This window comes from Lysinibacillus sp. NPDC098008 (assembly GCF_044760715.1).
Taxonomy (GTDB): Bacteria; Bacillota; Bacilli; order Bacillales_A; family Planococcaceae; genus Lysinibacillus.
This window is the reverse complement of the sequence record NZ_JBIWBA010000005.1, coordinates 107,115-119,504: the sequence shown is the minus strand read 5'-3', so window position 1 is coordinate 119,504 and position 12,390 is coordinate 107,115. Positions and strand designations below refer to the sequence as shown.

Annotated in this window: 12 protein-coding genes and 1 tRNA gene; 3 read left to right on the top strand and 10 right to left on the bottom strand. The window is 37.3% G+C overall.

The annotated features are described in order from the left end of the window. Positions 1–117: 117 nt before the first annotated feature. Complete coding sequence (locus ACIQVU_RS07665; RefSeq protein ID WP_340807331.1) at positions 118–354, bottom strand: glutaredoxin family protein; 237 nt, start codon at positions 352–354, stop codon at positions 118–120. Positions 355–449: 95 nt separating this feature from the next. After that, entirely contained in the window at positions 450–1,331 is an 882-nt protein-coding gene (locus ACIQVU_RS07660) for a DMT family transporter (protein WP_340807333.1), read from the bottom strand. Positions 1,332–1,456: 125 nt separating this feature from the next. Here ACIQVU_RS07660 and ACIQVU_RS07655 point away from each other — a divergent pair, with 125 nt between their 5' ends. Next, the gene (locus ACIQVU_RS07655; protein ID WP_402894662.1) at positions 1,457–2,830 is read left to right on the top strand and encodes an aminotransferase-like domain-containing protein; all 1,374 of its coding nucleotides are present in this window, start codon (positions 1,457–1,459) and stop codon (positions 2,828–2,830) included. A 52-nt stretch (positions 2,831–2,882) separates the two neighbouring features. On the opposite strand, the gene ACIQVU_RS07650 is transcribed toward ACIQVU_RS07655, so the two are convergent. Further along, a complete protein-coding gene (locus tag ACIQVU_RS07650) occupies positions 2,883–5,156 on the bottom strand; it encodes a S9 family peptidase (RefSeq protein ID WP_402894659.1) in 2,274 nt (757 codons plus the stop codon). A gap of 219 nt (positions 5,157–5,375) precedes the next feature. On the opposite strand from ACIQVU_RS07650, the gene ACIQVU_RS07645 reads away from it, so the two are divergent. Continuing rightward, positions 5,376–5,990 carry a spore coat protein gene (locus tag ACIQVU_RS07645; RefSeq protein ID WP_340807336.1) on the top strand — a complete coding sequence of 205 codons (615 nt, stop codon included), beginning with the start codon at positions 5,376–5,378 and terminating at the stop codon, positions 5,988–5,990. 304 nt (positions 5,991–6,294) lie between these two features. Here the strand turns inward: ACIQVU_RS07645 and ACIQVU_RS07640 are convergent. Further along, a tRNA-Arg gene (locus ACIQVU_RS07640) sits at positions 6,295–6,369 on the bottom strand. A 309-nt stretch (positions 6,370–6,678) separates the two neighbouring features. Here ACIQVU_RS07640 and clpP point away from each other — a divergent pair. Further along, positions 6,679–7,266, top strand: coding sequence for an ATP-dependent Clp endopeptidase proteolytic subunit ClpP (gene clpP, locus ACIQVU_RS07635; protein ID WP_340807339.1), 588 nt, complete (start codon positions 6,679–6,681; stop codon positions 7,264–7,266). Between the two features lie 63 nt (positions 7,267–7,329). On the opposite strand, the gene ACIQVU_RS07630 is transcribed toward clpP, so the two are convergent. The 6 genes from ACIQVU_RS07630 to trxB all read right to left on the bottom strand — a co-directional run bounded on the left by ACIQVU_RS07630 (position 7,330) and on the right by trxB (position 12,297). Continuing rightward, positions 7,330–7,587 (bottom strand): HPr family phosphocarrier protein, encoded by a 258-nt coding sequence (locus ACIQVU_RS07630; protein ID WP_340807340.1) that lies wholly within the window; start codon positions 7,585–7,587, stop codon positions 7,330–7,332. Positions 7,588–7,700: 113 nt separating this feature from the next. Next, on the bottom strand, positions 7,701–8,648 hold the full coding sequence (whiA, locus tag ACIQVU_RS07625) for a DNA-binding protein WhiA (protein ID WP_340807342.1): 948 nt from the start codon (positions 8,646–8,648) through the stop codon (positions 7,701–7,703). 73 nt (positions 8,649–8,721) lie between these two features. Then, the gene (locus ACIQVU_RS07620) at positions 8,722–9,708 is read right to left on the bottom strand and encodes a gluconeogenesis factor YvcK family protein (protein ID WP_402894655.1); all 987 of its coding nucleotides are present in this window, start codon (positions 9,706–9,708) and stop codon (positions 8,722–8,724) included. 4 nt (positions 9,709–9,712) lie between these two features. Next, positions 9,713–10,600: an RNase adapter RapZ gene (rapZ, locus tag ACIQVU_RS07615; RefSeq protein WP_340807344.1), complete on the bottom strand. Its 888-nt coding sequence runs from the start codon at positions 10,598–10,600 to the stop codon at positions 9,713–9,715. 15 nt (positions 10,601–10,615) lie between these two features. Beyond that, positions 10,616–11,083, bottom strand: a complete 468-nt coding sequence (locus tag ACIQVU_RS07610) for an NUDIX hydrolase (RefSeq protein ID WP_340807346.1) — start codon at positions 11,081–11,083, stop codon at positions 10,616–10,618. A gap of 269 nt (positions 11,084–11,352) precedes the next feature. Then, the gene (trxB, locus tag ACIQVU_RS07605; RefSeq protein ID WP_340807347.1) at positions 11,353–12,297 is read right to left on the bottom strand and encodes a thioredoxin-disulfide reductase; all 945 of its coding nucleotides are present in this window, start codon (positions 12,295–12,297) and stop codon (positions 11,353–11,355) included. Positions 12,298–12,390 lie beyond the last annotated feature (93 nt).

The following is a 12,390-nucleotide window of genomic DNA, read 5'->3' as shown; positions in this document are numbered from 1 at the left end:
TTTAGAAAAGGAAGCCCAATGTGAAGGTCTTCACAAACTGTTCAAATTCAAAACGCTTTCATTGAACAATTTGTGAATTGTATAGCTTATAGCGAATAACCGTGCCAAATTAACAAGTTATCTTTCACTGAAATGTTCCATTAATGTAGCATAATCTAAGTTGCCATACTGAATAATTTGACCACCCTTTTCAACTACAGGAATCATCAGCATATATTTTTCATGTATATGATCATCTGCTTCAATATCAATGATCTCAATATCGAATGGTATATCCTCCTGTACAAGCTTTAATGTGCGTAAACCGTCTACACATAGCGGACAATTTGCCCGACTAAAAAACTTCACCAGCATTGCTAGCACCCCCTTCTTCTATTATAAAGCGAAATGGCTAATCAGGTTTTACAGCATAAAGGAAAAGCTGCCTTCTTTACGTATTGAGCACTAGACTACTTTTTTGTAATCACTGCATTTTTGCCAATGATTACTGTTATCACCACAATGATGGCTACAATAATCGTAAACCAAGTGATAGATTCATGTAAAAATAATGTAGCAAAAAGAATCATTAGAAATGGCTGTAAATATTGAATTTGACTTACTCTTGCAATGCCACCTAATGCCATGCCGCTATACCATGCTACATATGCTAAAAATTGACTGACAACAGCTAAATAGAGCAAGCTTAGCCATGCTGTTACAGGAGCATGTAACATCACTGCTGTGAAATTTAAAACAACTGGAATTATAAAAAATGGTGCAGCAATTAAAATAGCCCAAGCAATAACTTGCCAGCTTCCTAATTCCTTCGCCAATTGCCCGCCCTCTGCATAGCTAAGCCCTAATATTACCACTGCTGCTAATAACGCTAAATCCGCTATATGTAATTGCCCTAGCCCAAGATAAACCGCATAAATGATAACTGCTATCGCACCAGCAATACTTGAAAGCCAAAACTTTAAGGAAGGCTTCTCTCCTGCTCTTATTATAGCAAAGCCTGCTGTTGCCAAAGGTAAAAGCGCTAATTCTACAGCGCCATGAGAAACCGGTAAGCTTATCATTGCCCACGAGGTCAATAATGGAAATCCTAACACTGCCCCAAAGGATACAAGCAATAAGCTTTTAAATTGACGAGCAGTAGGTAGCTTTTCCTTTCTTATCAGTAAAACAATCGCCACAATAATTGCCGCTATGACAACTCTTCCTAAGCCTACGATAGTTGCCCCAAAATATGGTACAGCTACACTTGTTGCTGGCAAAGTTAAACTAAAGCAAATAACCCCTAATAACCCTAACAGTAATCCCACTTTTTCTGTTTTTTGTTTCTGCATTATTCCAAACCTCCTATTTTTCATGCCATCTGTCCCTGGTATACTCAATAGTAAAAGGAGCTATATCGAAAATAAATAGAATTTTCTATCAACTGTCCTGGTACAGATAAAGGAGAGAGCTTGTATTGCAGACTAAATATTTAGAAATTATTAAGGACATTAAAGCACAGCTCACAAAGGGCATACTTACTACAGGTAGCAAGCTGCCATCCGTAAGACAATTATCTCAGCAATTTTCGTGCAGTAAAAATACAGTACTACGAGCCTATAATGAGCTAGAAAAGGAGCATATTATTTTTTCTGTCCCTAAAAGTGGCTACTATGTTGTTCATCAGGCTACACAGCCAAGTGCACCACAACAAATCATTGATTTTTTGTCTGCTGGGCCAGATAAACGTATTATGCCATATATAGAATTTCAGCACTGCATGAACCAAGCCATTGACATCTATAAGGAAGAATTATTTAGTTACAACGATCAACAAGGGCTTTATGCTCTTCGTGTTCAATTAGCAAAGTATTTGCAAAGCTTACAGGTCTTTACAAGTCCAGAGCGACTTTTTATTGTATCAGGCTCTCAACAGGCACTCCATTTATTAGCGTCAATGCCCTTTCCAAACGGCAAACATAATATACTCGTTGAGCAGCCTACCTATTTTGGCTTTATTGAAGCCGTTCGTCTTCAGCAAGTTACTACGCTTGGTATTGATTTAACAATGGAGGGCATTGATTTAGAGCAGCTTGAATATATTTTTCGCAACAATGATATAAAATTTTTCTATATTGTACCGAGATTTCAAAATCCGCTTGGTCATAGTTATACAAATGAGGAGAAAAAACGCATTGTAGAGCTTGCAGAAAAATATGATGTGTATATTGTGGAGGATGATTTTTTAGGTGATTTAGATCCAAACATGAAAGCAGACCCATTATTCTCTTTTAATCCTTCTGGTCGAGTGATTTATATTAAAAGCTTTTCAAAAGTATTTTTGCCAGGCTTACGAGTAGGTGCAGTTGTACTTCCAGCTTTAATGATTCATGATTTTTCACGCTATAAATTCAGTGCCGACTTTAATAGCTCCGTGCTTTCACAGGGAGCATTAGATATTTATTTAAAAAGCGGTATGTTTGATAGTCATATTAAAACAATAAAAGAGCTATATAGCAGAAAAATGAATGCCCTACAGACAGCTTGTGAAGCATTGCTACCTAACCATATCCATTTTACAAAGCCTACTTCTGGCTTTTATCTTTCGATTATGCTGCCAGACCATATCAGCGCTAAGCAGGTTGTCCATTTATTACATGAAAAAAATATATGGATGGACGATGCCTCTAGAATGTTTTTACCAGCCTACCAGCAGGATCATCTTATTCGCTTAAGTATTTCTCAAGTGGAGGAACATCTGATTGAAGGGGGGATTAACGAGTTAGCCTATTGTCTGTCATTATTAGAGCGCAATAAAAGCCGCTACAAAAATATGCGACCTCTATTATAAAAGGCAAGGCATTGTGTGCGAATAAACGACACAGCAATGCCTTGTTTTTAAATTATTTTAAATGTGTATCAAGGAATTTTACCATGGCATTGTAAAATTCAATTCTGTTTTCTTCATTTGCAAAGCCATGTCCTTCATTATCTTTTAACATATACTCTACATCTACACCTCTAGCACGTAAAGCTTCCACAATTTGATCGGATTCTGCTTTATTCACACGTGGGTCATTTGCGCCTTGTGCAACAAATAATGGCGTTTTAATTTGATCCGCATGGAAAACAGGTGATACTGCTGTTAATAATTCCTTATCTTCCTCTGGATGACCTACGCGCTCATAAAACATATTACGCATTGTTTCCCAATATGGTGGAATTGTATCTAGTAGTGTAAAGATATTCGATACACCAACGTAATCCACTGCTGCGGCATATAAATCTGGTGTATACGTAATACCAGCTAATGTTGCATAGCCACCAAAGGATGCACCATAAATACCAATACGCTCAGGGTCTGCAATACCTTGGTCAATTACCCATTGTACGCCATCTGTAATATCATCCTGAATTTTTAAACCCCATTGCTTATTCCCAGCCTGTAGGAATTCCTTGCCATAGCCAGTTGAAGAACGGAAATTCACTTGTAGCACAGCATAGCCACGATTTGCTAATAGCTGCACCTCTGGATTAAAGCCCCACATATCACGAGCCCATGGTCCACCATGTGGATTAACAATTAATGGTAAATCTTTAGCTTCTTTATTTTTCGGCAATGTTAAATAGCCATTGATTGTTAAGCCATCTCGACTCTTATACGAAATCGGATGCATCTCAGCCAATTCCTCAGAATTTAGCCAAGGGCTTAATGTTGCTAGCTCTGTTAGCTCATCGGTTGTTGAGTCATAGTAATAGTACTTTCCATAGACTGTATCACTTGAAACACTTACAATAAATTTTGTCATTTCTTTATTGTAATCATTGATACCTAATTCACTCTCATGAACACCAAGCTTGTTTTGAATTTTACGGAAGAGCTGTTCAAAATTTTCATCAAAGAACTGATAATGAGGCTTATCCGTAATATATGCACCATATAATACTTTATCTTGCTCAGCATTATATAATATGCCTGCAACATCAACCTCTTCATTGGACATAATTACTTCTTCATTACCTTCTAAATCATACTTCACAGCCTCTATTTTATCTCTGCCTTTGTTAGATATAGCATAAATAAATTGGTTATCTTTTGAGAAAGCTAATGGCATGACTTCATCGCCTGCTTCTATTTCAATAAATGGTTTAAATTCATCTTTTTCAGAATCACGATAAAGAATCGTTCCTACTACACCATCAGAGGCTACAGCAACACGCACTTCTCCATTACGATCCGCTAACCAGCTTGTAATATTTCCAGGATTTTTAGCAACATGCGTTGTTTCACCCGTCTTAATATTTAGCTTATATACATCAAAAACAGTTGCATCCTCTTTATTCATCATAATAAGAATTTCATCTTTCACGCCTTGAAGTCCACTTAGTATCCCTACTGTTACGTTAGGATACGGCGTTAAATCCTGTTCTTTTGCACCATTAAAGGTTGTGGAATAAATATGGTAGTTTTCATCACCACCATTATCCTTTAAGTAAAGCAATGTATCGTCCTTCCAGAAGAATCCTGCAATATCGCGATCTGTTGAATTGGACACACGTACTGGCTCACTATCATCATTCATTTTTTTCACAAATACATTGGAACGATTTTCCCATGCAGCAGCAAATGTAATATAATTGCCATCAGGTGACAGTTCATAGCCAAAGCTACCAGGATTTTTCATAAAATCTTCCACAGAGATTTCTGGAACACCTTCATTATTTGTAGCATTTTTAATATTTTTAGCATTGTTTAAAATTTTATTTGCATCCTGTTTTGAAATAAATTCATTATCCACGGATACACCATTCCATAAGCCAAGCTTATTCGCTGTGTCCCAGTATGCTGTAAGTGATGCTTCTTGGTCTTCTTTATTTAAAGCTCTTACTAAAATACGAGCGGCTTCATCACGTTTAATGGCTACATCTAAATCTGTGAATTCCTCAGCCTTTACCCACTTATCCATAATTTGTTGACGCATTGATTCCGAGCCGTGCTGGAATGTTAAAGCCGTTACAGCTAAGTCTAAAAATTCCTGTGATGACAATTGCTCCTCTTGCGCAATAGCTACACTTTGCGTGTCATTAGCAGCACGCACCTCTTGCATTGTTGCAGGAACTACAGCAGACGTTGTTAAAATAATCGCCAATGATGCAGATAGAAATCTTTTTTTCAACATAACTCCTCCTTATATCAGTTTACGTTATATCGAATGTCGATATATACATAAACTATCATAACCTTTATATCACTGTCAATAATTGATAGCATTTTATGATAATTCCCTTTTTCTCCATAAAAACAATTCCAACGAATTGGTACTTATACCGTATGAAATGAACGGAAGTTGACATACTAAATACTGCAACAAAATAACATCTAGGAGGCGTTTCTTTTGTCACAATCGTTTTATAATGAATCATCCAATCAAAACAATTTTAATCAGCAGCAAAGCCTAAATCATGGCGGCCATGAAATGATGGACATGCATGAAACCATTGGTGAAGTTATGGCTGGTATGAACCAAGCAATTATTTTGCGTCCACATGTAAAAGACCCTGAATTATTAAGCATTTTAGATCGCCAATACAATTTTACATTAGGCATGTATAACACAATTGTTGAAGCTTTTAGTACAGGTCATGATCCAACTGTTCCTACAGGGCGCTACCAAATGGAAACAGGAAATGATTTCAAATATGGTATGACGGCTGGCCAACCGAAAAAGCCAATGCAAAATGCCAATGAAATCAATGATGAAATGATTTCTGGCTTCTTACTAGGTGCGCAAAAAGGAGCGGCAAAATGTATGACAACGGCTGCTCTGGAAACAACAAATCCTGTTGTACGTCGTGTTGTTGCGGATAGTATCCCTAACTGTATTGAAATGGGCTACGAATTGTCTATTTATCAAAATAAACATGGCTACTATCAAGTGCCACAATATTCTCAGCAAGATATGCAAATTATGCTGAATGCCCATACAACAACATCTAATCCACTTCATTAAAAAACAGTCCATGGCGACCTCTTATCGCCATGGACTGTTTTAGCTTTTCGAATTTATGGCAAAAAAAAGAATCCCCTCAGAAAGGATTCTTTTTTTTCGACTATTACTAGTCTTCACGTACAGTATGTTCACTAAAAAATAATTTGGAGTTGTTGCTTTTTTGAAGGTTTGAAAGGAAGAAATAGGGGAATAATGCCAACTAGAGCAATATTCCCGATATTTTCCCTCTCCATCTCCACTAAGCAGGCTGCTAAACTACTTATTAGGAGATTGAGTTATAACAGTATATCAATAATCAGTAAAATGGCGCCCTCGGAGGGAATCGAACCCCCAGTGCAAGAACCGGAATCTTGCGTGTTATCCATTACACCACGAGGGCAAAAGACACAAAAAAAAAGTACACACTCTATCTAGGCTTTCGAAAAGCATGATGTAGATAACCCTCATTTTTGAAGCATACCTGCAAAATAGTGTAACGTACTTTAAACTTATGACCTTAACTATTATACAAACGTCTAACCTATAATTCAACCATAGAATGCAAAAACAATTTATTTTTTTATTAAATTAAGCAGGGTTAATATTTGACCTTCCCTGACTATAATGTGTATGATAGGGATACAGCTGAAATAACAATGGAAATTTTCAGCAAGGGTATTCGAATTTAGTTTTTTAAGGAGGATTTAACATGAATTTAATTCCTACAGTTATTGAACAAACAAGCCGTGGTGAACGTGCCTATGACATTTATTCACGACTACTAAAAGACCGCATTATTCTTTTAGGAAGCGCTATTGATGACAACGTTGCGAACTCTATTGTCGCACAGCTTCTTTTCCTACAAGCGGAAGACCCAGATAAAGATATTTCTCTTTATATTAACTCACCAGGTGGATCAATTACAGCTGGTATGGCAATTTATGATACAATGCAGCTAATTAAGCCACAGGTACAAACAATTTGTATTGGTATGGCTGCATCTATGGGGGCTTTCTTACTTGCTGCTGGTGAGCCTGGTAAACGCTTTGCATTGCCAAATGCTGAAGTAATGATTCACCAACCACTAGGTGGCGCTCAAGGGCAAGCGACAGAAATTGAAATTGCTGCAAAGCGTATTTTATTCTTACGTGAAAAATTAAATGGTATTTTATCTGAACGCACTGGTCAACCTCTTGAGGTTATTGCACGTGATACAGACCGTGATAACTTTATGACAGCTGAACGTGCAAAAGAATACGGCTTAATTGATCATATTATGCACAGTAACAATAAATAAACATAAAAAGGCATCGCAGAGTTGTTCTGTGATGCCTTTTCTATTCAAATGAAATAACAATTTTCAGTCTTCATTTTCAATAATTGCTGCTAATGCTGAAACCGCTTGCTCGGCATCGTTGCCTTCGCTACTTAACGTTACCTCAGCTCCTTTAGCAACTGCTAAACTCATAACACCCATAATGGATTTGGCATTTACTTTTTTCTCATCTTTTTCTAAAAAGATATCAGCGCTAAAACGATTTGCTTCCTGCACAAATAGCGCTGCTTGCCTTGCTTGTAGTCCTAATTTTAATTTGACTTGGACTGTTCTTTCAATCATTCTTAAAACTCCCTTTCACTACCGTTCGTCGATTAATTTTATCTTACCTTACTTACTAGCAAAAGAACAATAAACGATTACGCATGACATTCATACCTAAAAAGTATAGAAATTTAACCACCTATTTTTTCGCCACGTCGTAATGCATCAGCAATCTCATCAATTTTTCTTAAGCGATGGTTCACGCCTGATTTACTAACAGTTCCACTTGATACCATTTCACCAAGCTCTTTTAATGTCACATCTTGATATTCCACACGAAGGCGCGCTATTTCTCGCAGCTTCTCTGGTAGTTGGTCAAGACCAATTGAATTTTCAATAAATCGAATATTCTCTACTTGACGTAATGCAGCACCAATTGTTTTATTCAAATTGGCTGTTTCGCAGTTGACAATGCGATTGACACTATTACGCATATCCCGCAATATACGCACATCTTCAAATTTCATCATTGCTTGATGTGCACCTACAATATTTAGGAAATCTGAAATTTTTTCCGCTTCTTTTAAATATGTGACAAAGCCCTTTTTACGTTCAATCGTTTTAGCATTCAGGTCAAATTCATTCATTAAATCCATTAATGCCTCACCATGTTCTTTATATAAAGAATAAATTTCTAAATGATAGGCTGATGTTTCTGGATTATTAACAGAGCCGCCTGCTAAAAATGCGCCTCTTAAATACGCTCTCTTTTGACCGCTTTTTTTAATAAGTTTTCTAGAGATCGTATGATTAAATTGAAAGTCGTCTGAGATGATTGCTAAATCGATTAACAGCTCACGTGCACCTTCTCTTACGCGGCAAATATATACGTTATTTTTTTTCAGTCGCATTTTTTTACGAACAAGTAATTCTACATTGTATGGGTATAGCTTTTTCATAATTGTATATAGTCTTCTCGCAATTGCAGCATTTTCAGTTTGCACGTCTAAGCTTAGTTGTTTATTCGCAAAGGATAATGAACCATTCATACGAATTAGGGCAGATACTTCCGCTTTCATACAATGATTATCCGCTTCTACTTGGGTTAACTCTTTTTTTGTTTCAGAAGCAAAAGACATATCACGCCCCCCTTTCAATCATGATTTCTATGTATATGTGTATCTTACCATATACAATATGTGCATTATGATGCTATAACGTTCCTCTTATTTTATCATTATAAATATCAGCATAGTCGATCAGCCATTCTGCAACATTCGTTGCATTATGTCGAACCGTTCCATCTGAGCGGATTGTAGCAATATCACGTTTAATAACCTCTAATCCCATACTTTCAAGCTTTGCCACATCAAATGTCACTGGCTCTGCTCTTTCCTCTTTATATAATTCCTTTACAAGATTAGGAAGCTCTTCATTATTCACTAAAATGGAATCGATAAAGGCACTGCCAACATGTTTATAGATAGCCTTCACATGATCACCTGCTGTATAAGAAATTGTTTCACCTTTTTGCGTCATTAAATTACAAACATATATTTTTCTGCCTTTGGCTCTCACAACAGCCTCTCCAATTTCCTTTACAAGGAGATTGGGAATAATGCTTGTATACAGGCTTCCGGGGCCAATTAAAATATAATCCGCACGTTGAATAGCCCGAATTGCCTCTGGTAACGGTTGCACATTTTCAGGCACTAAAAAAACGCGGTCAATGCGTTTGGTTGCTGTCGGAACTTTAGATTCTCCTTCAATAATAGAACCGTCCTCTAACACTGCATGTAAATTTATCTTTTTATTCGCTGCTGGTATAACGCGCCCATGAACTTTTAATACCTTGCTCATCTCACTAATAGCATGGTTAAAATCACCTGTAATATCCGTTAATGCTGTTAACATAAGATTCCCTAATGAATGTCCACGTAAATCTTCTGATGCTGAAAAGCGATATTGAAACATTTGCTCGACAAGTGGTTCAACATCGGATAATGCAGCAATCACATTGCGAACATCACCAGGGGGCGGAATGTCATAATCATCCCGTAAACGCCCTGATGACCCCCCATTATCTGCAACCGTCACAATCGCAGTAATATCAAATGGATGGTGCTTTAGCCCGCGAAGTAGCGTGGAAAGACCTGTGCCTCCACCTATCACGACAAGCTTTGTTTGCTTTTTCCCCATGCACTCAATCCTTTCTACGATGAATATCACGATGCGTGATAACCGTATTTTCTTTGCTTGCTAAATATGCCCCAAAAAATTCTGCTAATGTTACTGAACGATGCTGCCCGCCAGTACAACCAAAAGCAATAACAAGCTGGGATTTTCCTTCTTGTCGATAAAGCGGAATCATAAAATCAAATAAATCGGTTAATTTTTGTATTAATATTTGCGTATCATCTAATGCCAAAACATACGAGGATACTTCTGTTTGTAAGCCTGTTTTTGAGCGTAGCTCTTCCACATAGTAAGGATTTTTAAGAAAACGCACATCAAATACTAAGTCAGCATCAATCGGCATACCATGCTTAAATCCAAAGGACATCACATTAACAGAAAAAATTGTATCTGCCTCACTAGCAAATTCTTTTACAATTTTTTCACGCAATTCCTTAGGCTTCATTTGGGATGTATTATAAACAAAATTAGCACGTCCCTTTATTTCAGCTAGAAGGGCACGCTCTTGTTTAATGCCATTCAATGGTAAGCCGCTGACTGCTAATGGGTGGGCACGTCTTGTTTCCTTATAGCGTCTAACTAGTGTTGCATCATCTGCATCTAAAAATAAAATCCGAACCATAATATCGCCTTCTTTTAGTATATGGTCTAATGCACCAATAAGAGAATCAAAAAAATCTCCTCCGCGCATATCCATTACAGCGGCAATACGTGTGCTATTTTTTCCCGAATCCCTTAGCAAGGTTAAAAAAGTTGTGAGTAATGCTGGTGGTAAATTATCGATACAGTAATACCCTAAATCCTCAAAGCTTTGAATCGCTACCGTTTTTCCAGCTCCAGACATTCCTGTAATAATAACCAATTCATGTGTACTTTGTTGGCCTTCAACCACCACTGCTATGCAACTCCTTTATTGTTCCTTTGATATTTGTATTTTCTGATGAAGTAATTCAAAATTCGTTGTATAGTCAAACGTACCATACTGAATACCTGATTGTGAAACAGCAAATTGTAAATTCGTTCGATCTCCTTCAGCCATTGGCAAATGCGCTAAATCCTCTATTGGGTGCCATGCAAGCTTGCCTTCTCGCGTTTCTTCAAGTGGTGTTCCTTCCACATCTTTTGCAACAAATGTGTAAAGCATCCATTCGTCCACTACATCATTATTTTCTTTAATCACCATTGTATAAACACCCTTTAAATGCACATGTAATGGTGTGACATTTGTTTCCTCTTGAAACTCACGTATAGCGGCCTCATAGATGGACTCGCCACTTTCCATTTTCCCACCAGGCGCCACGTACCAGCCTCGTCTTGGTTTTTGAAGTAATAATACTTTACCGTCTTTTACGGCAATTAAATTTGCAATTCTTTGCATAGGCACACCTCTAATCACTTTTGCATTCTACTCTCCATTATAACAAGACCTCGTAAGATTTGTCCTCATTTACAACTTTTCAGCTACAAACCCTTTCCACAAAAAAAGTAGGCTGCTTTCACCTACTTGAGGCGGAAACAACCTACTAAAACAAAATAAAAGGGGGATTGCTAATTACAATTCTTATCATACACCTTTTATATGTCATTCAAGTTACAGCAATATTAAAACCACATTAAAACTACTGGTTTTTCGTTAAAATAGCAAGCTTACGCATTGATTTTCTCTAATAATTCTTCAATATAATGTTGTGCAGCCTGTGCGGCAATACTACCATCACCTGTCGCTGTGACAATTTGACGCAACGATTTTTCACGTACATCTCCAGCTGCAAAGATACCTGGAATGTTTGTTTCCATCGTATCATTTGTCACAATATAGCCTGCTTCATTTAAAATGCCTAAAGATTCAAATGGCTTTGTTAATGGTAACATACCAATATAGACAAAGACACCATCTGTAGCAAATTCTGATTCACTGCCATCGATTGTCGATTGTAATGTAACACTACCAACTTTGCCATCTGCTTCATTAATTTCTTTGACAGTGGCATTCCAAATAAAATCAATTTTATCGTTAGCAAAGGCACGGTCTTGTAGAATCTTTTGTGCGCGTAATTTATCACGACGGTGAACAATTGTTACTTTCTCAGCAAAGCGTGTTAAATAAACACCCTCCTCTACAGCTGAATCGCCGCCACCTACGACAACAAGATTTTTCTGTTTAAAGAATGCACCATCACATACAGCACAATAGCTGACACCACGACCACCAAGCTCTTTTTCACCAGGCACACCCATTTTTTTATACTCTGCACCTGTTGTAATAATAATGGCACGTGTTTTATATTCTTTTGCACCTGATTTGATTGTTTTATATTCTTCGCCATCGATGATTTCCGTTACATCACCATAAGCATATTCTGCCCCAAATTTCTTTGCATGCTCAAACATCTTTGTTGACAGCTCAGGACCTAAAATTGTATCAAAGCCTGGGTAGTTTTCTACTTCCTCTGTATTAGCCATTTGCCCACCAGGAATTCCCCGTTCAATCATTAATGTTGCTAAATTAGCACGTGATGTATAAACAGCAGCAGTCATCCCAGCAGGACCTGCTCCAATAATAATCACATCATAAATTTTTTCTTCTGACATCAATACTTCCCCCTAAACATAATACTTTTTATCTTCATTCAGAAGATGAAGATAAGGCCTCTGGCAATATTACCAAAGGAAACTTATTATAGC